Raw genomic sequence first — 21,865 nt, 5'->3', positions numbered from 1 at the left:
ACAGCCAGTCTCAGGGAGAGAGAGATGAAAATTATTCCGCTGTTACTGCTTGTCACCGGCGTCGGCAATGCCTGGGCCGCCGACGCCCTGCCGGAGACGGAAAGCCTGACGTGGCGCGCCATTACCTTTGGTCAGTCCACCGATAAAAATTTCGCCACCAACGTGCTGGCGGAGAAGATCGGCGTAAATCAGGTCACCTTCGCCGATGCGCAGGTCGCCGCGCAGGATGGCAAACTGCATCTGCCCGCCACGGTTGAAAGCCGCGGCGGCAAAATCGGCAACAGCCATGACGGCCTGACCTTTTATTACACCCGGCTGCCCGCCAGCGCCAATATGATACTGGAAGCGGAGGTGAGCATCGATCAGTTCGGCCCGGAAAACGGCGCGATGCCTGCCGGGCAGGAGGGCGCGGGCCTGCTGGCGCGCGACGTGCCTGGCAAGCCGCGGCTGGAGAGCATCCGGCCGGGCTACGAAGAGTTTCCCGCCGCCGCCAATATGGCGATGAACGCCATTATGACACAGGATAAGGCGTCGCATCATCGGGTGCAGGCGATGCTGATCGCGCGTAACGGCGTGACGCAAAGCTGGGGCAATACCGGCGTGGAGATCAAGCGCCAGCCCTACCAGCAGAATATCGATCTCCGCAAAACCCCGCGTTTCCGCCTGCGCCTGGCGCGCACCGACGAAGGCTTTACCGCCGCATGGGCGCCCGTCGGCAGCGACAGCTGGGTGACGCAGCAAACAGGAGATGCAGATCGGGTAACGGTGCTGGATAGCGAGAGCTACTATGTAGGCTTCTTCGCCGCGCGCAACGCCCGGATGACGGTGCATCAGGCGCACCTGACGCTCTCGCCACGCCATGCCGCGCCGGGTAAAAAGTTTGTCGGCAAAACGCCGCCCGCACAGGCGGAGATCGCTTCGGCGACGATAGCGGCCTCGTCGGAGTATCAGTTCCGGCTGCGCAGCGATCGCGACGGCGCGTTAACGGTCAGCAGCGACGGCGTTGAGCGCGTGCGCAGACTGGCGGTAAAAGCGGGCGAGATGGTCAGCGTGCCGCTGACGCTGAAGACGGAGATCACGCCGGTGAGCTATACGCTGGCGCTGGCCAACGGCGAGAAGATTAGCGGCCAGTTACAGGTTACCCGGAAGAAGGTGGCGGACATCAATACGCTCTACGCCTCGCCGCAGGGAAACGCGCAAAACGACGGCAGCCGGGCGCATCCGCTTGATGTCGCCAGCGCGGCGGCGCTGCTGGCACCGGGCGGCGTGCTGTGGCTGGCGGACGGCGACTATCCCGATACAACCCTGGCCGCCGCGGCCAGCGGCAGCGCCGATCGGCGCAAGCATCTGCGACCGATGGGCGACAGGGCGGTGTTTCACGGCCTGCAGCTGGCCGCCAGCTACTGGGATATTGAGGGCATCGGCATCACTAAAAAGAGCTTCTCCATCTCCGGCAGTCATAACCTCATTAACCGTGTCACCGCCTGGCAGGCGAACGACACCGGCATCTGGATCGCCTCGCCGTCGGGCATCGGTCGCGCCTTGTGGGCCAGCCACAATGTGATCTCCCATTCCGAATCCTGGGGCAATAAAGATCCCGGCATGATCAACGCCGACGGCTTCGCGGTGAAAATGCGCGTCGGCGAGGGCAATAAGCTGGTCGCCTGCTTCTCTCACGACAATATCGATGACGGCTACGATCTGTTTAATAAAATCGAGGATGGGCCGAACGGCGTCGTCACCATTGAGAACAGCGTGGCGCTACGCAACGTGAATAATGGCTTTAAGCTGGGCGGTGAAGGCATTCCGGTAGCCCATCGTATTTCTAATAGCGTGGCGATAGAAAACGGCATGGACGGTTTTACCGATAATTTTAATCCCGGCGCGCTATGGGTGGAAAATAATATCGCCGTGGATAATAAACGCTTTAATTTTATCTTCCGTCCCGGCCCTTATACGCAGCCGGAAAAACAGGGGGACTTTAAAAATAATCTCTCATTGCGCAGTAAAACCGGCGTTTATGCCGATGCGGTAACGGGAATTATCGATGTCAGCAATGCTTTCCTGAAAAGCGGAAAATAATAACGGAATATAACAATATCAATACCAAAGGGACTATTTTATGAATAAACAGATAATTATTTTCTGCGGACTGCTGTCAGCTTCAGCCTCCGCCGTCACCCTTGATTACCGGCATGAGTGGCAGGATGACAGCCGGGTGCATAAAGACCGCATTACCGTGTCGCACCGCTTCGCCAACGGCGTCGGCTTTTCGCTGGAAACCAAGTGGAAGTCGGGCGGCGACGAGGCGAATAAAGCGCTTCACGACACCGTTAGCAACGGCAGCGAAAGCAGTATTAACTGGCAGCACAGGATTACGCCGCAGTGGTTTATTCAGCCTGGCTTTACTCTTGAATCAGGCAGCGAAAGCAGCATTTATAAGCCGCTGTTATTAACCGGGTATGGTTTCAGCAATGGTTTTTATCTTAACGGCCGCTATCGCTATGAATATAAGCGCGAGAACAAGGCGGGAAAAGAAAATATGAAAACCAACCGCGGCGAATTCTGGCTCGGCTATAACTTTACCGACTGGCGCATTGAATATAACTATATCTATAAGCGCAGCGACCAAATCCGTTTTGATAATAAAAAATGGGATTATGAACATAACCTCAAGGTGCGCTGGAAATACAGTAAAACGCTGGCGCCTTATATTGAGGTCGGCAATATCAGCGTGCGCAAAGAGAGCGATGAGCGGCAAACGCGTTTGCGCACCGGCATTCAATACAGTTTCTGATAAGCGTATCGATTTTTATGAATAACGCCGTGCTGCCCGGCAATAAAAGGCGCGCATCCGCGACATCGCTCCGCATTCATTAAGCGGCAAACGACGGATGCGCTGAGCGGGATGAGCGGGATGAGCGGGAATAGTCCCTGAGTAAATTGCGCCTTTCAGGCGCGCAGAAAAAAAGGAAAATAGCATGATACTGGATAACTTCTCCCTGCAGGGCAAGGTCGCGATCGTCACCGGCTGCGATACCGGACTGGGGCAGGGGATGGCGATCGGCCTGGCGGAAGCGGGCTGCGATATTGTCGGCATTAACGTGGTCGAACCGCTGGAAACCGCAGACAAAGTAGAGGAGATCGGCCGCCGCTTTTTAAGCCTGAAGGCGGATCTCAGCAGGCTGGAAGAGATCCCGGCGCTGCTGGAAAAAGCGGTCGCCAGCTTCGGCCATATCGATATTCTGGTCAATAACGCCGGGATTATCCGCCGTGAAGATGCGCTGGCGTTCAGTGAAAAAGACTGGGATGACGTCATGAACCTGAACAGTAAAACGGTGTTTTTTATGTCGCAGGCGGCGGCGCGCCAGTTCATTCAGCAGGGCAGCGGCGGCAAAATTATCAATATCGCCTCGATGCTCTCTTTCCAGGGCGGCATCCGCGTGCCTTCCTACACCGCATCGAAAAGCGCGGTGATGGGCCTGACGCGTCTACTGGCCAACGAGTGGGCGCAGCACGGCATCAACGTCAACGCTATCGCGCCCGGCTATATGGCGACCAATAATACGCAGCAGCTGCGTGAGGATAAGGCGCGTAGCGAGGAGATCATTGGGCGTATTCCCGCGGGGCGCTGGGGTCTGCCGCAGGATCTGATGGGGCCGGTGGTGTTTCTCGCCTCCTCCGCCGCAGATTATATCAGCGGCTATACGCTGGCGGTGGATGGCGGCTGGCTGGCGCGCTAGTTAGCGGGCATTAAAAGGGCGACCTGAGGAATGGTCAGCCTGCATTAAGCCGGACGTTCGGCCATCGTAAAGAGGCAAAGCGCTCTTCCTGACGGCGCGCGCCTTCTGTGGCACAGGACGCTTTACGTTTTCGCCTGCACGTCCGGCTTATCTGCCGCTATCGCTGCGGCCGTTATTCGCCGTAGCGCGTATGCAGCATATAGTTCACGTCAACGCCGGGCGCCAGGCGGAAGCTGTCGCGGAGCGGGTTATAGTGCAGGCCGATAATATGCTTTTCGCGCAGCGGGGTTTCATCCACCCAGTGCAGCAGCTCCGCCGGACGAATAAACTTCTTCACATCATGGGTGCCGCGCGGCACCATCCGCAGCACATATTCCGCGCCGATCACCGCCATCAGCCAGGCTTTCGCGTTGCGGTTAATGGTGGAGAAAAATACCTCGCCGCCCGGCTTGACCAGACGGGCGCAGGCCTGCACCACCGAGCGCGGATCCGGCACATGCTCCAGCATCTCCATACAGGTGACGACGTCATAGCTGCCGGCGTGTTGTTCCGCATGCTCTTCCACCGTTTGCAGCACGTAATCCACCTTTACGCCGCTTTCCAGCGCATGCAGACGCGCCACTTCCAGCGGCTCCGCGCCCATATCCAGGCCGGTTACCTGCGCGCCTTCGCGCGCCATGCTCTCGGCGAGAATACCGCCGCCGCAGCCCACATCCAGCACTTTCTTGCCGAACAGGCCGCCGGCGTGCTGAGCAATATAGCCAAGGCGCAGCGGATTAATGCGGTGCAGCGGCTTAAATTCACCTTCCAGATCCCACCAGCGTGACGCTACCGCTTCAAATTTAGCGATTTCGTCATGATCCACATTACCTGGCGCGCTCACACTCATCTTTTTTCACTCCTGATACAGTTTTGCGGAGTATACATCTTCTGGCGGCGATCGGCACGGCGAGGCAAACAGTAAAGCGCGCTTAAAACGCTGCTTTCCGTTCACCGGCGGGTTGCAATGTGATATACTTTCGCACCTTTAAATCCGGGATAAATGTAGAGGGATAGCGGCTCCATGAGCGACCTTGCCAGAGAAATCACACCGGTTAATATTGAGGAAGAACTGAAGAGTTCCTATCTCGATTACGCCATGTCGGTCATCGTTGGCCGTGCATTACCAGATGTTCGCGATGGCCTGAAGCCGGTCCATCGTCGCGTGCTTTTTGCTATGAGCGTGCTGGGGAACGACTGGAACAAACCTTACAAAAAATCTGCCCGTGTCGTTGGCGACGTCATCGGTAAATATCACCCGCACGGCGATTCTGCCGTCTATGACACCATCGTACGTATGGCACAGCCGTTTTCGCTGCGTTATATGCTGGTGGATGGACAGGGCAACTTCGGTTCCATCGACGGCGACTCTGCCGCGGCGATGCGTTACACCGAAGTGCGCATGTCAAAAATTGCCCACGAACTGTTGGCGGATCTGGATAAAGAGACCGTCGATTTTGTGCCGAACTACGACGGCACTGAGCAGATTCCGGAAGTGTTGCCGACCAAAGTGCCTAACCTGCTGGTAAACGGCTCGTCCGGTATCGCGGTAGGTATGGCGACTAATATTCCGCCTCACAACCTTACCGAAGTCATTAACGGCTGTCTGGCCTATATCGACGATGAGAATATCAGCGTTGAAGGGCTGATGGAGCATATCCCCGGACCGGATTTCCCGACCGCCGCCATCATCAACGGACGTCGCGGTATCGAAGAGGCCTATCGCACCGGTCGCGGTAAAATTTATATCCGCGCCCGTGGCGAAGTGGAAACCGATGCCAAAACCAGTCGCGAAACCATCGTCATTCACGAAATTCCCTATCAGGTCAACAAAGCGCGCCTGATCGAGAAAATCGCCGAACTGGTGAAAGATAAGCGTATCGAAGGCATCAGCGCGCTGCGCGATGAGTCTGATAAAGACGGTATGCGCATCGTGATTGAAGTGAAACGCGATGCGGTTGCGGAAGTGGTGCTGAATAACCTCTATTCGCTGACCCAGCTGCAGGTCTCTTTCGGTATCAATATGGTGGCGCTGCATCAGGGCCAGCCGAAGATTATGGCGCTGAAGGATATTCTTGAAGCCTTCGTTCGTCACCGTCGTGAAGTGGTGACGCGTCGTACCATTTTTGAGCTGCGTAAGGCACGCGATCGCGCGCATATCCTTGAAGGTCTGGCGATTGCGCTGGCGAATATCGACCCGATTATTGAGCTTATCCGCCGCGCGCCGACGCCGGCCGAAGCGAAAGCCGGGCTGATTGCGCAGGCGTGGGAGCTGGGCCACGTTTCCGCCATGCTGGAGCGCGCGGGCGATAACGCCGCGCGTCCTGAGTGGCTGGAAGAGCAGTTTGGTATTCGCGATGGTCGCTATCACCTGACCGAGCAGCAGGCGCAGGCCATTCTTGATTTGCGTCTGCAGAAGCTGACCGGCCTGGAACATGAGAAGCTGCTGGACGAGTATAAAGAGCTGCTGGAGCAGATTGCCGAGCTGATCCACATTCTGGAGAGCGCCGAGCGCCTGATGGAAGTGATCCGTGAAGAGCTGGAAGCGATTCGTGACCAGTTTGGCGACCAGCGCCGCACCGAAATTACCGCCAACAGCGCCGATATTAATATCGAAGATCTGATCAATCAGGAAGATGTCGTGGTTACCCTGTCACATCAGGGCTACGTGAAGTATCAGCCGCTTTCCGATTACGAAGCACAGCGTCGCGGTGGTAAAGGTAAATCGGCGGCGCGCATCAAGGAAGAGGACTTTATCGATCGCCTGCTGGTGGCGAACACCCACGATACTATCCTCTGCTTCTCCAGCCGTGGCCGCCTCTACTGGATGAAAGTCTACCAGTTGCCGGAAGCGAGCCGAGGCGCGCGTGGACGTCCAATCGTCAACCTGCTGCCGCTGGAAGCCAACGAGCGTATTACCGCCATTCTGCCGGTGCGTGAATACACCGAAGGCACCAATATCTTTATGGCGACCGCCAGCGGCACCGTGAAGAAAACCTCGCTGACCGAGTTCAGCCGTCCGCGCAGCGCCGGTATTATCGCCGTCAACCTGCGTGAAGACGACGAACTGATCGGCGTGGCGCTGACCGACGGCAGCAACGAAGCGATGCTGTTCTCCGCCGCCGGTAAAGTGGTGCGCTTCTCCGAGCAGGCAGTGCGCGCCATGGGCCGTACCGCCTCCGGCGTGCGCGGCATCAAGCTGGCGGAAGGGGATCGCGTGGTCTCGCTGATCGTACCGCGTGCTGAAGGCGCGATCCTGACGGTGACGCAGAACGGCTACGGTAAACGTACCGCGAACAGCGAATACCCGACCAAGTCGCGTGCGACGCAGGGCGTTATCTCGATCAAAGTGACCGATCGCAACGGGCCGGTTATCGGCGCGGTGCAGGTGGAAGACAGCGATCAGATCATGATGATCACCGATGCTGGAACCCTGGTGCGCACCCGCGTATCGGAAGTCAGCATTGTTGGCCGTAACACCCAGGGCGTGATTCTGATCCGCACCGCAGCGGATGAAAACGTGGTCGGCCTGCAGCGTGTTGCTGAGCCGGTGGAAGAAGAAGAGCTGGACACTATTGATGGCAGCGTCGCGGAAGGGGAGGAAGATATCGCCCCGGAAGTGGAAACTGACGATGAGATCGCGGACGGCGAAGAAGAGTAATCTTTCCTTGCATCAAAAAAAGGCCGGTTTGACCGGCCTTTTGCATTTAGCCGGCAAAGAAAGGCACTTTAACCGACGGCTGAGTGCGCTGGCATCAGCCATAGCTGCTTATTTTTCTGATCGATTTTTATTATGTACTGCTGTAAAAAATTAACCCCCAACAGCCCGTCGGCCTGAAACTCATCAGGCAGGGAGTCAATCATTATAGCCTCAATGGGTTTCGCCTGGCCCTGTAGCCCGGTAAGCATAACCTCAATATAAGAATAATCATCTTCTTTGTTAAATTTAGTCACCGTGCGCTTAGCAAGGACGTGTGACTTAATAACAGACGTTGATGCTGCGCTATCTAAAATAAACTTATAATCTTTTTCACCGTCGCTGACAGAGATAACCAACCCTTCATGCCGGTTATAAACAAAGGGTAAAGCTATCCAGCCGTTTTCTGCAGAGGCCGGACCCGTTGGCTGACCGTCATCGACAATTAACGTACTGGCGGGAAAATCTAACGTAATGATGTGATCGTGAAAAAAACTCAGACCGATAACGGGATAATCAGGCTGTCGGGTATCATTTTCTGGCTGGCTTTCTACCGGGCTGGCGTAATCTAATCCCCATGGCTTATATTCTGTGCCATTAATGTTGTTAAAGCGTAGCCCCGCAATATCGAGGTGATCGATAAAAAAGGCGCGTGTTTCTGAAATCTGTCCTGCCAGGTCAATGCTTTTCTGCTTGCCATCAACTATACGTAAAGCGGGGATTTGCTTTATCATCCCGGCGGGGAGATGAAGGCCGTTTTGTGTTCCCGTATCAAAAATAAAGCGATGTTTATCGCCGGAAATAGTCAGTGATATTATGGGAAGATTGAATTCCTTCTCAAAATCCATAGGGAATTGCACCGTTTTTCCTGCCACCGTTTGCGTACTAATAATTGAAAATGCTAAAAAAAACCTTAATAATTTCATAGGATAACCCTGTTATTATATGAGAAGGATTAGTGATCCAGGTATGTATTTTATTGTTGTTGGTTGGTGCTATGATTATAATAATCAGAAATAATATTTGCTTTTTCTATCCTCAGCACTCTGTCGGCCATCATAATCGTCTCTTTTCTATGCGCAACAATTAATCTTGTTAAGTTAAATTTCGAAATTATACTATTTACCGCCTGTTCATTACGCGTATCTAAGTGACTTGTCGCTTCATCCAGCGCCAGTATTTTCGGCTGACGGTATAGCGCTCTGGCTAATAATACCCGCTGCTTTTGCCCTCCGGACAAGCCACTACCGATATCGCCAATCAAAGTATTGTAACCCATAGGCATCGCTAAAATTTCATCATGAATAACGGCCATAGCCGCACAGGATTCAATCCGTTCCTGATCTGGCTCAGCGGAATAAAAGCAGATGTTATCGGCTACGCTACCAGAAAACAGGAGATCGTCCTGCATCACACTGCCAATAATAGTCCTGAAGCTGGTAAGATTGAGGCGTGTCAAGGGGATATTACCGATCAATATTTCTCCTGCTGTTGGGGTTAGTAAGCCTAATAATAATTTTAATAATGTGGTTTTTCCGCAACCGGACGGACCAGTAATAGCAACTGACTGATTGGCTGGGATAGTTAAATTAATATTTTCTAATATAAACGGCTCATAGTCAGAGTAACGAAAATAGACATTTCTTAATTCTATCTGCGTCGTCAGAATGTTAATGTCGTAATGGAACGCTTCTGGAGAGGATAGATTTTTTTCTGGCGGGCTAAAAACAACATCGGCCAAACGTTCAACATGTAGTTTTAACATTGCTATAGTACAAAGGTTATCAATCAAAGAAACAATACGCTCGCTTAATTGCTCTTTATAGGACATAAAAGCAAGGAGCATACCTACTGAGAATTCATTGTTTAAAATAAGTGATGCCGCCAGCCATATTATGATAATTCTTTCTGCATTAAAAAGTAGAGTATTTGCAGCCTGAAAAGAAATACTTAATCGCTCCAGGATGAGGTTAGCATTGAACTCCTTTGCTAACAAATTTATCCAGCCTATATGGCGATAACCTTCATTACCATACAGGCGTATACTTTGTATGCCGCGCATGGATTCTAAAAAAAAACTTTCCTGATTAGCTCTGTTAATGATAAATTCTGAAGCGGCGTAGCGTTGTTTCTTGAATGCCAGCCATCTCAATCCAGCATAGAGTAATATGGCCAGAAAAGAAATTATAGTCAACCCGGTGCTATACAGAAACATCATCAAAAATGTGCTTATCACAAGTAAACCATCTAAAATGCCGGTAACTATTTTGGTTGTCAGCCCGTCTTGAATCTCCTGGATAGAATTAAATCTTGAAGTTATATCGCCTAAGTGCCGCCGCTGAAACCATTCTAAAGGTAGTTTTAATACATGAGAGAAAACATTGCCTGCCCATTGAAAATTAAGTTGAGTAGATAAAATAGTTGTTAACCATGAGCGGATAGCTTCAATCGCCGTGCGTAAAAAGACGAGTAAGAGAAAACCAATACCCAAAACTGTAATTAAGTTGCGATCGGCAGTAACTATAGCTTCATCAACTATCCATTGTAAGTAAAGCGGACCGATAAGCGTACAAAATTGTAGCAATATTCCCAGTAGCACCAGCTGTAACAATCCTTTTTTAAGACCTGTTATATTTCCCATAACAGAAGAAAAAGTGATTTTTAATTTACTCTTTTCCGCCTTAAAAGAAGGTTTTGGGCTTAATTCAAGAGCAATGCCAGTAAAAAGCTGGGAAGTTTGTCCTAAAGGAATTTTACAGTTACCTAATCCAGGATCGTGAATGATAAGATGGCGGCGCCTCACTTTCTTCAACACGACAAAGTGATTAAAGTTCCAGTGTAATATACATGGGCATTTCAGATGGCGAAGCTGATCCAGCTCTACTCTTACAGGACGAGAATTAAATTGGAGTTTTTCAGCAATTGTAACAAGATCTTTTAACGTTATTCCTCGATGTGATAATAAAAAGCGCTGTCTTAGATTTAATAATTATAGTCACAGCCCCAATAATTAGCAATCATAGCTATACAGGCTAGTCCGCACTCAGAGTTTTCAGTTTGCAATATCACGGGCAAACGTCTGTTTAAGTTAAAATTGATATTTAACCCTCTATGTGTCATCACAAAGTTCCTCTGATACTATACAATGGCTCAAGTATCCATTCATATATCTTTCTCTCTTCTAACAAAATGCTGGCTGAAAACTCCATTCCTGTTTTTAATGGATAATATTTACCATAAGCTTTTATTTCCTGATTATCTAATTTTAAACGAATACGATAAAGCGCTGTTTCATTTTCTGAGGCTTTGATATTAACGCCAAGATTTAACAAATCGTTCGGCTGTAGAGTATTACGGGATATTTCATGAATTATGCCGCGATACTGACCAAATTTTTGGTATGGATAGGCCTGATACTGCAATAAAACAGGCATCCCTAATTTTAAAAAACCAATAGAGTCTGAGGAGATAAACAGATTAGCTTCTAAGGTTGCATCTTTAGGAATTAAAGTTGCCAGCAGCGTATGCTCTTCTATGCTCTGTCCCTCAGAAATAACTATTGTGCTAATTATCCCATCCTGAGGCGCTACAATGTGCATGTTCTTCTGCGCGTTTTTTTCTACCATCTCTTTTTGAATAAGATTGATTTCTCGTTGGTAGAGTGAATATTCTCTCTTTTCCTGTAATAATAGTTGCTCCAGCTCAGCGCTGACATTATCTTGCTCTCTGGTTAACGCCGCCAGCTGTTTTTGTAATTCAATTAAATCACCTTTTTTTAGAAACAGCTGTGATTTCTTTTCGTTAAATTCCAGTTGACTCACTGTTTTATTCTGCAATAGCTTAAGGTGACGACTTACCATATCTGTAAACAGCTTTATCTGTTCTTTTTGGATGTTGATTGACTCCAGAGATAGTTGCTCTTCCTTGTTTAAATTAGAAATTTTTTTTTGTAGGCCTGCTTTTTTCCGGGCAAGCTGCTCTTTAATTACCTGATAATCCTCTGTCAAATTTTCTTTACGTTTCAGCAAAAGTTTATGAATCTGTGTGCCGTTTGCTCCCTGTATTGAGCTAAATCGTTCATTTGATAATATAAATAGATTTTTTCCAGCCGAGATCTCTTCTCCCTCATGTGCTAACACCTTATTGACGAAACCTGGTTCAACAGCACTAATTCTGATAACACGCTGAATGGGAAGTAATACTCCTTTAACCTGTGCTTTTCGGGTGTAGGTGAAAAAAGTAAAAAATAAAATAATAGCCATGATTAAAACGAGGAAAAAAGTAGTTATAATCGTCAAGCTTAGTGGTCTGGTTAATAAAATATGTCCAGTAAACCTTTCTTGCTGATAATTTATGGCTTCAGGTCGGAAGAATTTTTTTATTTTAGTCATGACTATTGATCCAGTACTAGTTGTCTAATAGACGGCCTTTTCAATTTCAGCAAAGGTTTTTCCTTTGTTAACTGCATAATTACATAGCCTGATGCAAATTTCCCGATAAAATTTGCAAAACAGGTTTGTATTGTTCATGCCATTTTTTTTACTATATCTGTGTGGCAAAGAACCAAAACAAAATCCGTTTCTGCATAATTTTCTTACTCCGCACTCTTGACACTGGACGGGTAATGTAAAAATTCCCCGATAGAGTTCTCTAATATCTTCTGACGTGATGAATTCTTCTAACGTACTGCTGGCTAAATGATAACTTTCATTAAATAACTCAGGATGTGTATTTCTTAAGATATCATCCGGATTTATGTAACCGTCCGATCTAATAGTAATCACAACATAATTGATGGTTTTCATATTTTCATATTCTGTTCCGCTAACCATCAAAACGCTGAGTAAATCATTAAAAACTCTCAACGACATATGTCTGTTGATTTTCGGACTGTTGTTTTTTTCCCATTCTTGATAAACATCCAACAGGAAATTGCCTATACCGTCTACTCGTTGTTTACTCGCTTCATCGATAGTGAAATCGGGTTCGATAAAAGATATATAAGGTGTTTTGTTTTGTTCAACAAAATGCCTGAAAATGACTTTTCCATTTTTATCAGGGTTAATCACACATAATACTCCCGGATAAGGTACTTTATTATCTTTACTGGCCGCGATCAGCTTCGATAATCCTGCCATTACTCTGTGGTACGTTCCTTTACCTCGTCGATCGATACGATTTAGATTATGGGTAACCGCGTCACCATCCACGCTTACTGATGCTGCTACCTGATATTTGGCGAAAATATTAATCCAGTCATCATCGATAAGCGTCCCATTGCATTGTAAGACAAACTCCAGCTTGCATATTTTTTTCAATGCGTCAGACAAGATCAGCAGCAGTTCTCCTAAGCGTTTTTTCCCCATCATGAGCGGTTCGCCGCCATGAATATCTATGCGCAAGGTTTCGATTTGATGAGCCACAACGGTTTCTTTTAGGTAGTTTGCTAATTGTATGACTGTTTTCTTATTCATCACCCTGGGTTTATCGGCAAAATCCCGGTTATCGCCTTCGAAGTAATAGCAATAGCGGCAGGCGATATTACAGCACTCTGTGACTTTTAAAATTATCTCCAGAATATCTATTTTTTTAGCCATGTTTATATCTCTTTTAACTAAGATGCGGGTTACTAAAGAATAAGGCTAAGCTAGCCTTATTCTTCTGTTATATTAAATTAAGTTGCAGAGTTAGAAGCTTCGACTCCAGCGAAGATAGGCTCTAAACCATCCCCCTCCAACGTTAGTTAAATCGTCATTAGATAGCTCTTCTATTGTCTCTTTCGCTACGGATGGCGATCTATTTTCTTCAGTGTTTAACAGCAATTTTTTAAGGTCATTAATGGTAAAGTTCATAACAATCTCCTGATGGATATAGTGATTACGTAACGTTTACTTCATCTGCTGCTTACAGTATCAGAGCAGCCTTTACACACTTAAAGCCACGGCTCTAAATGTATAACTATTTGCCGGAGAGGTAGATTAATTTACCTCTCCGGCATCCATTAAGGGTAAAAGACACCATTAAAACAAAAGTATAAAATTTTCATTAAACTAACTATTAATTAATACCATAATTTATTTTCTGCAATTTAATTATATCGCTGATATAAGTATCCATCTGAAACTGATAGGCTAAAAGTTACCTAATTTGTTTAAGATAGTCTCTAATGCCTTCTACTTTATAGAAGGATAATAATTCACTTATATTTATTTTCGTTTTTTTCATTTTATATTTTATTGATGTTAATTAGTCCCACATCTTTATTTAATAGACCGTGATGTTAGTCACGATTTGTTCAAAAATTAATCTGAAGCAGGACAATAACCCCGGATAGATTTACTCTATATTCTTACGCTTTTCCGGTATCGTCGCGTTTAGCGCCGCATGCCGCGGCTAATAACTGGCTTTTTTCGTCGTCTAAAGCTACTGTAGCGGGATCAAGAATTTTTAATCATTGGCGGTTGCGCCCAGGTTTCCCTTGAAATATCTCGTTTCGTTTCGCACTACGCTAAGGATTTCCCGTTACCTGTTTCGCGCGCTGGCGCTGATGCTGTGGTCGTTGGGGGCGCTGTTAACCGCATTCTACGTTATCAGTATTCTGCATGAGCAAGAAGCGCAGGTGCGTCAGGAGTTTACGCTTAACTACGATCAGGCGCAGTGGTACGTGCGCCACTCCGCCGATATTACCCGCGAGCTGAAATACATTGCGGAAAACCGCCTGAATAACAGCGCTAACGGCACTGACGTGCTGAACGGCGTCTTTCCCGGCAAAGCCACGCTGCCGCAGTTTTATCCGCTGGTCGTCAATTCAAACTGCTCCGCCATGAGCAATACCTGGCGCAGTTCGCTGGAATCACTCAGCTATTTCCTGAACTACTGGAAAACCAACTTCGCCTCCGCCTATGAGCTGAATCGGGTATTTTTCATCGGTGGCGAGGGGCTGTGTATGACCGACTTTGGTATTGGCAACGGCTCGGTCGATCGTGAGCGTACGGTGAAAACCCTGCATGAGCGCATTTTGCGCTATCGCAACAGCAGCGCGGACGAACGTAAAAGCAGCCTTTATTGGGTAAGCAGTAACGGGCAGCCGGGCATCGGCTATTTCTATATGGTTACGCCTGTCTATATCGCTAACAAGCTGGAGGCGCTGCTGGGCATTGAGCAAAACATCCGCCTGGATGATTTTGTTACGCCAGGCAGCCTGCCGGTCACCGCCACGCTGGTTAACGAGGCTAATCAGCCGGTGCTTTCATCCAATCGCGGACGCGTAGCCTTCTCGCTTGATGAGGTTCCTGATGAGAAAGCCTGGTTTGGCTATGTTGACAGCTATAAGCAGCTGGTACTGAAGAAAACCCTGCATCCTTCTAATCTGAGCATCATCTATTCGGTGCCGACCGATGTGCTGGTGGATCGTCTTAAACTTTTGATGATTAACGCCGTCCTGCTGAACCTGATCAGCGCGATTATTCTGTTCACCCTTGCCTGGCTGTTTGAGCGCCGGATGTTTCTGCCGGCGGAGGAAAATGCGCACCGGCTGGAAGAGCATGAGCAGTTTAACCGTAAAATCGTGGCTTCCGCGCCGGTTGGCATCTGTATTCTGCGCACCCGCGACGGCACCAATATCCTGAGTAACGAGCTGGCGCATAACTATCTCACCATGCTGACGCAGGAAGATCGCCAGAAGCTGACGGAAATTATCAGCGGCCAGCAGGTTAACTTTGTCGATCTGCTGACCGGCAGCAATACCAACCTGCAAATCAGTTTCGTCCATTCACGCTATCGCAATGAAAATGTAGCGATTTGCGTGCTGGTGGACGTTAGCGCGCGCGTGAAAATGGAAGAGTCGCTGCAGGAGATGGCGCATGCGGCCGAGCAGGCCAGCCAGTCCAAGTCGATGTTCCTGGCGACCGTCAGCCACGAGCTGCGTACGCCGCTGTACGGGATTATCGGCAACCTCGATTTGTTGCAAACCAGGCAGCTGCCGAAAGGAGTAGATTCGCTGGTGACGGCGATGAATAACTCTTCCAGCCTGCTGCTGAAAATTATCAGCGATATTCTCGACTTCTCTAAAATTGAGTCGGAACAGCTGCAAATCGAGCCGCGTCCTTTTGCGCCGCGCGAGATTATTACCCATATCACCGCCAACTATTTATCGCTGGTGGTAAAAAAGCGCCTGACGCTCTACTGCTTTATTGAATATGACGTGCCGGTCGCGCTGGACGGCGATCCGATGCGCCTGCAGCAGGTGATTTCCAACCTGCTCAACAACGCCATTAAATTTACCCATACCGGCTGCATTATTCTGCATGCCTATATCCGTCAGGGATATCTGGCGGTGCGCGTGCGTGATACCGGCGTGGGCATCGCCAGCAAGGAGATCACCCGGCTGTTCGATCCTTTCTTCCAGGTGGGCACCGGCGTGCAGCGTAATTTCCAGGGAACCGGCCTTGGGCTGGCGATCTGTGAAAAGCTGATCAATATGATGGATGGCGATATTGAGGTGGAATCTGAACCGGGCATGGGCAGCCAGTTTACGGTGCGCATCCCGCTCTATAACAGTCAGGTGATGGCGCCGGTACTGCATGAAGGTCTGGAAGATAAGCAGATCTGGCTGGCGCTGCGTAACGATGCGCTGGCCGCCTTTATGACGCGGCTGTTGCAGGCGCATGGGATCAAGGTGATGCGGCTGGACGAGCAGGAGTGGCGGGCAGATGATGTGATTATTACCGATTACGACTTCCAGCCGGAGCAGCCGGTGCGTGCGGTAATCATGTTTGACGGCGCGCATATTGATGTGCCATATGAGCTGAAGCCCGGACGCTGGATCTACAGCACCGCCATGCCGCACGAACTGCCGACGCTGCTGGGCAAAATTTATAGCGTGCTGGTTGAAGTGCCGGATGGCCTGGCGTCGCTGGCGGTGCCGGAGCAGCCGGGCGTTGATAATCATGACATTCTGCTTCTGGTAGTAGATGACCATCCTATTAACCGTATGCTGCTTTCCGATCAGCTTAGCTCGCTGGGCTATCGGGTTAAAACGGCGCAGGACGGGGTGGATGCGCTTAACGTGATTAGCCGCAGCGAAATTGATATTGTGCTGACCGACGTCAATATGCCGAATATGGATGGTTATCGTCTGACGCAGCGCCTGCGCCAGCTGGGACAAACCTTCCCGATTATTGGCGTAACCGCTAACGCTCTGGCGGAGGAGAAGCAGCGCTGTATGGAAGCGGGAATGGACAACTGTCTGTCGAAGCCGGTGACGCTGGATACCTTAAAAACCTCGCTGGCAATCTATGCCGAGCGCGTCAGAAAAATACGCGGCGTGTAGGAGCAGGGGAATTTGGCAATAACGCGTCTTCCATGACGCGTTATTCGGGGGCAACTTACTCTTTGTCCATCGGGGCGGTGCTGCTGACCGAAGAAAGGTAGTTCAGCAGTGCAATATCGTTATCAACGCCCAGCTTCATCATTGCTGATTTTTTCTGGCTACTGATGGTTTTGATACTGCGGTTCAGCTTTTTGGCGATCTCGGTCACCAGGAAGCCTTCGGCGAACAGGCGCAGCACTTCGCTCTCTTTCGGCGACAGGCGCTTATCGCCGTAGCCGCCGGCGCTGATTCTCTCCAGCAGCTTGGCCACGCTTTCCGGGGTATATTTCTTCCCTTTCTGCAGTGCCGCCAGCGCTTTCGGCAGGTCGGTCGGCGCACCCTGTTTCAGCACGATGCCTTCAATATCCAGATCCAGCACGGCGCTGAGGATTGCCGGGTTATTGTTCATGGTCAGAACGATAATCGACAGATCCGGATAGTGACGTTTGATATATTTGATCAGCGTAATGCCGTCGCCATATTTTTCGCCAGGCATGGAGAGGTCGGTAATCAGGACGTTGGCGTCCAGTTTGGAAAGGCTGTTAATCAATGCTGTCGAGTCTTCAAACTCACCAACTACGTTAACCCATTCAATTTGTTCAAGAGATTTACGAATGCCAAACAGAACAATTGGATGGTCATCGGCAATAATTACGTTCAAATTATTCATCTTATTGGTTACCTTGCTGCAGCAGTTTATTGACATAAGCGTCAATGTCACTGGTGGTATTTTTGATGTTTAAATCGTCACTCGCTTTAATGTGCTGTTCCAGCTGTTCACAAAGCTCCTTGCCGGGTACCAAATTAAGCATGGCAAATACCCCTTTCAGGCGATGCGCTGTCTGAGCAAGCGTCGCGTAATCCCTGTTCGACGCTTCAGTATACAGTCTCTGTACATCTTCCGGTACTGTCTCGACAAATAGCTGGTAGTACCCCCCGCTGATAAGCGGAACGGCCTCCGCTTCTTCATCTTCCCCGGCAGGCGACATCTCCTGAGATAGCTGCTTCTCAATCAGCTGTAACAGCGCATCCAGCAACGCGCTGCTCAGGTTAAAGTTAACCCGATACTGCTGTTCATTCAGGACGGTAAAGCCCAGTTCATTATCCGTCAGCAACAACGACCAGCCGGAAAGCCGCGCCGGATCGTCGGTGATCAGGATGTCGTGCGCCTGGCCGGCAAAGCGTTCATCCGGCGTGATGCACTTCGCGCCCCAGTTTTCTAACTGATGGGTGACGATTTTACGAATGTCATCGACAGCGATGTCGATAAGCATAATGACATCTTCCAGCAGCTTCTCTTCCTGCTGCTGTTGATGTTCCGGCGGCACGTGCAACAAAATGCTGTAGCGCGTGCCAATATCTGGCCGGGCCAGAATCTCCAGATGTCCGCCCATCTGTTTGCACAGCTGACGGCAGAGAAAAAAGGCGAGGCCAGAAGCCTGCCCAAAACGATCCTCGCTGGTTTCGCCAAGGAACGGGAAATCGTTATTGCCCAGCTCATCGCGCGTCAGGCCCGCGCCGGTATCCACAATCTGAATATTCAGCCGATCGGGGCGATCGGCAGGCGAATCGATCTCCAGCGAGATCTTGCCCCAGCTGGTGGTGGTCAGCGAATAGTGGAGCAGGGTGGCAAGCACCTTATAAATCGCCCGGCTATCGCCAAAGCGCATCTCATCGCTGTTAAGGTGATTGCGTACCAGCAGCGTCAATCCTTTACGGCGCGACAGCGGCAGCAGCTCCAGCGTCAGCTCATCCAGCAATGATTGCAGGTTAAAGGAGGCGGCATCCGGCGCCCAGTCATGGGTTTCCAGCCGGTTCAGCAGCACAATATCATCCACCAGACGCGCCAGCGCCTGGCTGTTTTCCAGCGCGTCCAGCGCAGGTTCGTCGTCGCCGGCTTCGCTGAGCGTTTGCAGCTGCGTCACCACCTGCTGCAGCGGACGATGCAGCGCATGGCCGAGATTCTGCAACAGCTGTTGACGCAGCTGATGATTGCGATCCAGCACCTGCTGCGCCTTCTGCAATTTTTTATTCACCAGCAGCTCGCGATCCTGATCGCGCATCAGAAACAGCTGCGTATGCGGCGAATGCTGGCTGCGGGCGTGGCGAATCTCATAAACTTCGTTATTTACCGTCGCCTGCAGCACGCCCTGATGCTGATCGGACATATTCACGATTTTCTGCAGGTTCAGATGCGGCAGCAGATGCTCAGCGATTTTGTTGCTGATAATCGTGCGATTGCTGGCGAAGTCATACACCAGCAGGCCGACTGGCAGGCTGCCGACGATCTCCTCGTTCAGCATACGCAGCGCGTCCAGCTCGGCGCTCTGGTTTTCTCCCGGACGCAGCGATTGCTGGCGCAGCAAAAACAGGCCGGCCAGCGACATTAACAGCAAGAGCAGGTCGGCGATCAGCGGCCACATCAGATTGCGCAAGGTATCTAAGGCGAGCGTACTGAGCGGGATGCGATAAATCAGCTGCAGCGGCGTGCTGGGCAGCGAAGCTGCGATTTCTACGTTGGGATTGTTGAGGGTGATACGGGTATTTTGTAACTCATCATCGCTGGCCGTGCTGCTGCTCAGGGTGGCGTCCTGCTTCAGCTGGAAATTTTCCAGCGGCATATTATGCGGGATCAGATCGTTAACCGGCATATCAAACGCCACCACGGTCGCCAGATGGCCCGGCTGATTAAAGGTAGTACGCACGGTAAAGTAGCGATCGTTCTGCCAGGCGAAACGGCGCAGCGGCGAGAAGCTTTCGCGCTCATCCAGCGCGTTGGCCTGCTGCAGCATCTCTACGCGGCGCGCGTCAACGATACTGCTGATGGCGCTCTCTTTATAGCGCGTCGCCATATCTTTCAGCGGCAGGGTAGAGATCAGGATCAGGCTATTATCCTGCCCGTTGAGAAAATACATCGACCAGGTGCTGTTTTCCGCGCCCCACAGGGTATCCAGATAGTTAGACATGCGCAGCGTCATATCCAGCGTGCTGCTGTCATGCGAACCGAAGATCAGCGCCTCGGTTTTGCGCCGCATTTTTTCCAGATAGTAGACGTCAGGGCGCAGCCGGGTCTCCTGCAGGCTGGCGGACGGCGTACTGCCCGCGGCGCTGGCCGCCAGGTTCTCATAAATTTGCCAGGTCGCGAAGCGATAGGTATCGATGCGCTTTTGCACCGAACGGGTAATATCCGCCATGGCATAGCGTTTTTCCATCAGCCAGGCATTAACCGCGTTATGAACCATAAAGCCCAGCGCCAGCAGCAGCAGCAGAATAAACATCACGAAAAAACGCGTAACGTTGCTGGAGGATAAAGGAAACTTATACATCATGATGAAAGAGGGCACCTGACCATTTAACGTGTCACCAGCCGTGCGCTGGCAGCAACCGCCACCAGAAGGATCACGATGGCAGCAAACGCGGTCACCAGACTAAAGCCGTGAGCCACAAAGCCGATTAACGCCGGACCTGCCAGAATACCGGCATAACCGATGGTTGTCATGGCTGAGATCGCCATATTTACCGGCATCGCGGTTTGACGACCGGCGGCGCTGAACAAAATCGGCACGGTATTCGCAGCGCCAAAGCCAATCAGTAAAAACGACAGCAGCGCAACCGTCACGTTATCGACGCTAATCAGCAGCAGCACGCCCAGCGCGGCGCAGAGACAGCCGCCCGCCAGCACCTGTTGATTACTGAAACGGCTAACGATACGGTCGCCTGTCAGACGGCCAATACTCATGGCGATGGAAAACACCGCGTAGCCCAGACCGGCCTGCGAGGCGGGCATCTTACGCTCCTGGGTCAGCAGCAGAGCGCTCCAGTCCAGCACCGCGCCTTCGGTAAGAAACAGAATAAAACAGAGCAGGCCGAGAAACAGCACCCAGCCGCGCGGCACCACGAACAGCGGCGTATCCTGCTGATGCGTCCGCTCCGTCAGCAGCCAGCGTTGGCTGCCCAGCAGTAACAGAACCAGCAGGATCAGCATCGCCAGCACCGCCTGCAGCGGCGGCAATCCCAGCCACAGCATCGCGCTGACCAGACCGGCACCGGCGATGCCGCCGACGCTATAAAAACCGTGAAAACCGGACATCATGGTACGTTCTGCCGCTTTTTCTACCTCAACGGCCTGAATATTCATGGCGACATCCAGGGTGCCGATCGCCGCGCCGAACAGCATCAGCGCAATACCCAGCGCGACGGGGGAAGCCAGCGTCGCCATAAAAGGCAACAGCAGCATAACGATCAGCGATGAGCAGACAATCACGCGTTTGCAGCCCTGCTTGCCGACCAGCGATCCGGTCAGCGGCATGGCGATCAGCGAGCCGAGGCCGAGAAACAGCAGCAGTCCGCCCAGGGCCGCATCGCTGACCTCCAGGCGTGCTTTGGCGTAAGGTACCAGCGGCGCCCAGGTTGAAACGCCGATACCGGCAATCAGAAAAATGATCCGCGTAGCCAGCTGCACCGCGGGTTGGTTCTTCTGTGTCTGTTCAACATCCGCTGATGTCATTGTTCAGTTTCCAGAATGCGCAAAGAGGTTCCTTTTTAACACAAAATCAACCGGCAGAGCAGCCTTTCATCCCGGCAGGATGGCGGCTACAGCCAATCTGCGCCAGCAAGCTTATTAAACGATAACTTCCCGCTTGTTAATAAATTTCCCTCTTTAGCCAGGCTTTTCAGGAAAGTTCCTGGCTAAACGCCGTAAAAGCAGGCACGTCGGCGGGGCGGCAGCGAAAATAGTATCGTACAGGTTGCCGATTTTAACCGGATTTTCCCGCGATATTTTACTTCCTGACAAACGGCGGGCAGATGGCGCGCATGGCGGCGGCTGGACAGGCGCAGCGCGAAATCGGCCAGGCAAAATCCTAAAAGGAAACTTCTTTGTCAGAGGTGAGCGGCACGATCATCAGCGGCTGCAATGGTGAACAAGGCCGGCGGCAAAACGGAGTGAGGCTGCGCTATTTCAGTGCATTAGCATGCGGCCAGCCAAATTCGGTTAAAAGATGTACCGCGCTTTTC

The 21,865-nt window shown here is 50.8% G+C and carries 15 protein-coding genes and 1 pseudogene; 5 read left to right on the top strand and 11 right to left on the bottom strand.

Features of this window, described 5'->3' with window-relative positions:
- The first annotated feature begins 24 nt into the window (after positions 1 to 24).
- The 3 genes from COO59_RS09015 (at position 25) to kduD (ending at position 3,743) form a co-directional block, all read left to right on the top strand.
- Positions 25 to 2,082, top strand: a complete 2,058-nt coding sequence (locus COO59_RS09015) for a right-handed parallel beta-helix repeat-containing protein (RefSeq protein ID WP_103059462.1) — start codon at positions 25 to 27, stop codon at positions 2,080 to 2,082.
- Between the two features lie 40 nt (positions 2,083 to 2,122).
- Positions 2,123 to 2,797 carry an oligogalacturonate-specific porin KdgM family protein gene (locus COO59_RS09010; RefSeq protein ID WP_103059461.1) on the top strand — a complete coding sequence of 225 codons (675 nt, stop codon included), beginning with the start codon at positions 2,123 to 2,125 and terminating at the stop codon, positions 2,795 to 2,797.
- Between the two features lie 184 nt (positions 2,798 to 2,981).
- Positions 2,982 to 3,743 (top strand): 2-dehydro-3-deoxy-D-gluconate 5-dehydrogenase KduD, encoded by a 762-nt coding sequence (gene kduD / locus COO59_RS09005; protein ID WP_103059460.1) that lies wholly within the window; start codon positions 2,982 to 2,984, stop codon positions 3,741 to 3,743.
- Positions 3,744 to 3,915: 172 nt separating this feature from the next.
- On the opposite strand, the gene ubiG is transcribed toward kduD, so the two are convergent.
- Complete coding sequence (gene ubiG / locus COO59_RS09000) at positions 3,916 to 4,632, bottom strand: bifunctional 2-polyprenyl-6-hydroxyphenol methylase/3-demethylubiquinol 3-O-methyltransferase UbiG (RefSeq protein WP_103059459.1); 717 nt, start codon at positions 4,630 to 4,632, stop codon at positions 3,916 to 3,918.
- Positions 4,633 to 4,806: 174 nt separating this feature from the next.
- Here ubiG and gyrA point away from each other — a divergent pair, with 174 nt between their 5' ends.
- Positions 4,807 to 7,443, top strand: coding sequence for a DNA topoisomerase (ATP-hydrolyzing) subunit A (gene gyrA, locus COO59_RS08995; RefSeq protein ID WP_103059458.1), 2,637 nt, complete (start codon positions 4,807 to 4,809; stop codon positions 7,441 to 7,443).
- A 68-nt stretch (positions 7,444 to 7,511) separates the two neighbouring features.
- Here gyrA and COO59_RS08990 read toward each other — a convergent pair whose 3' ends face one another.
- From COO59_RS08990 to COO59_RS20910, 7 genes and pseudogenes are all read right to left on the bottom strand, one after another.
- On the bottom strand, positions 7,512 to 8,405 hold the full coding sequence (locus COO59_RS08990) for a hypothetical protein (RefSeq protein ID WP_103059457.1): 894 nt from the start codon (positions 8,403 to 8,405) through the stop codon (positions 7,512 to 7,514).
- A gap of 50 nt (positions 8,406 to 8,455) precedes the next feature.
- A complete protein-coding gene (locus tag COO59_RS21555) occupies positions 8,456 to 10,120 on the bottom strand; it encodes a peptidase domain-containing ABC transporter (protein ID WP_338066120.1) in 1,665 nt (554 codons plus the stop codon).
- A 60-nt stretch (positions 10,121 to 10,180) separates the two neighbouring features.
- Positions 10,181 to 10,450 (bottom strand): annotated as a pseudogene (locus COO59_RS21550) (cysteine peptidase family C39 domain-containing protein); the annotation flags it as partial.
- A gap of 11 nt (positions 10,451 to 10,461) precedes the next feature.
- Positions 10,462 to 10,599 (bottom strand): cysteine peptidase family C39 domain-containing protein, encoded by a 138-nt coding sequence (locus COO59_RS21630; RefSeq protein ID WP_420845707.1) that lies wholly within the window; start codon positions 10,597 to 10,599, stop codon positions 10,462 to 10,464.
- A complete protein-coding gene (locus tag COO59_RS08980) occupies positions 10,599 to 11,870 on the bottom strand; it encodes an HlyD family secretion protein (RefSeq protein WP_103059456.1) in 1,272 nt (423 codons plus the stop codon). Before COO59_RS08980 ends, COO59_RS21630 begins: the two co-directional genes overlap by 1 nt.
- A gap of 24 nt (positions 11,871 to 11,894) precedes the next feature.
- Positions 11,895 to 13,076: a radical SAM protein gene (locus COO59_RS08975; protein ID WP_103059455.1), complete on the bottom strand. Its 1,182-nt coding sequence runs from the start codon at positions 13,074 to 13,076 to the stop codon at positions 11,895 to 11,897.
- A 90-nt stretch (positions 13,077 to 13,166) separates the two neighbouring features.
- Complete coding sequence (locus COO59_RS20910; protein ID WP_165786503.1) at positions 13,167 to 13,331, bottom strand: hypothetical protein; 165 nt, start codon at positions 13,329 to 13,331, stop codon at positions 13,167 to 13,169.
- Between the two features lie 626 nt (positions 13,332 to 13,957).
- On the opposite strand from COO59_RS20910, the gene rcsC reads away from it, so the two are divergent.
- The gene (rcsC, locus tag COO59_RS08970) at positions 13,958 to 16,810 is read left to right on the top strand and encodes a two-component system sensor histidine kinase RcsC (RefSeq protein ID WP_103059454.1); all 2,853 of its coding nucleotides are present in this window, start codon (positions 13,958 to 13,960) and stop codon (positions 16,808 to 16,810) included.
- 55 nt (positions 16,811 to 16,865) lie between these two features.
- Here rcsC and rcsB read toward each other — a convergent pair whose 3' ends face one another.
- From rcsB to COO59_RS08955, 3 genes are read right to left on the bottom strand one after another with little or no spacing between them, the layout of a single operon-like run.
- Entirely contained in the window at positions 16,866 to 17,519 is a 654-nt protein-coding gene (gene rcsB, locus COO59_RS08965; protein ID WP_103059453.1) for a response regulator transcription factor RcsB, read from the bottom strand.
- 1 nt (position 17,520) lies between these two features.
- A complete protein-coding gene (rcsD, locus tag COO59_RS08960; protein ID WP_103059452.1) occupies positions 17,521 to 20,178 on the bottom strand; it encodes a phosphotransferase RcsD in 2,658 nt (885 codons plus the stop codon).
- Between the two features lie 23 nt (positions 20,179 to 20,201).
- Complete coding sequence (locus tag COO59_RS08955) at positions 20,202 to 21,356, bottom strand: MFS transporter (protein ID WP_103059451.1); 1,155 nt, start codon at positions 21,354 to 21,356, stop codon at positions 20,202 to 20,204.
- Between the last annotated feature and the right edge of the window lie 509 nt (positions 21,357 to 21,865).

Origin of the sequence: Mixta theicola, from assembly GCF_002895925.1 — a bacterium.
GTDB classification, from domain to species: Bacteria; Pseudomonadota; Gammaproteobacteria; order Enterobacterales; family Enterobacteriaceae; genus Mixta; species Mixta theicola.
This window is presented reverse-complemented; position numbering and strand designations above follow the sequence as displayed.

Excerpts from the sequence above, each read along its gene's own strand:
- COO59_RS09015 (WP_103059462.1), top strand. The coding sequence starts at position 25 with ATGAAAATTATTCCGCTGTTACTGCTTGTCACCGGCGTCGGCAATGCC.
- COO59_RS08955 (WP_103059451.1), bottom strand. The coding sequence starts at position 21,356 with ATGACATCAGCGGATGTTGAACAGACACAGAAGAACCAACCCGCGGTG.
- gyrA (WP_103059458.1), top strand. The coding sequence starts at position 4,807 with ATGAGCGACCTTGCCAGAGAAATCACACCGGTTAATATTGAGGAAGAA.
- ubiG (WP_103059459.1), bottom strand. The coding sequence starts at position 4,632 with ATGAGTGTGAGCGCGCCAGGTAATGTGGATCATGACGAAATCGCTAAA.
- COO59_RS09010 (WP_103059461.1), top strand. The coding sequence starts at position 2,123 with ATGAATAAACAGATAATTATTTTCTGCGGACTGCTGTCAGCTTCAGCC.
- COO59_RS08990 (WP_103059457.1), bottom strand. The coding sequence starts at position 8,405 with ATGAAATTATTAAGGTTTTTTTTAGCATTTTCAATTATTAGTACGCAA.
- COO59_RS21630 (WP_420845707.1), bottom strand. The coding sequence starts at position 10,599 with ATGACACATAGAGGGTTAAATATCAATTTTAACTTAAACAGACGTTTG.
- COO59_RS08975 (WP_103059455.1), bottom strand. The coding sequence starts at position 13,076 with ATGGCTAAAAAAATAGATATTCTGGAGATAATTTTAAAAGTCACAGAG.
- rcsD (WP_103059452.1), bottom strand. The coding sequence starts at position 20,178 with ATGATGTATAAGTTTCCTTTATCCTCCAGCAACGTTACGCGTTTTTTC.
- kduD (WP_103059460.1), top strand. The coding sequence starts at position 2,982 with ATGATACTGGATAACTTCTCCCTGCAGGGCAAGGTCGCGATCGTCACC.
- COO59_RS08980 (WP_103059456.1), bottom strand. The coding sequence starts at position 11,870 with ATGACTAAAATAAAAAAATTCTTCCGACCTGAAGCCATAAATTATCAG.
- rcsB (WP_103059453.1), bottom strand. The coding sequence starts at position 17,519 with ATGAATAATTTGAACGTAATTATTGCCGATGACCATCCAATTGTTCTG.
- COO59_RS21555 (WP_338066120.1), bottom strand. The coding sequence starts at position 10,120 with ATGGGAAATATAACAGGTCTTAAAAAAGGATTGTTACAGCTGGTGCTA.
- COO59_RS20910 (WP_165786503.1), bottom strand. The coding sequence starts at position 13,331 with ATGAACTTTACCATTAATGACCTTAAAAAATTGCTGTTAAACACTGAA.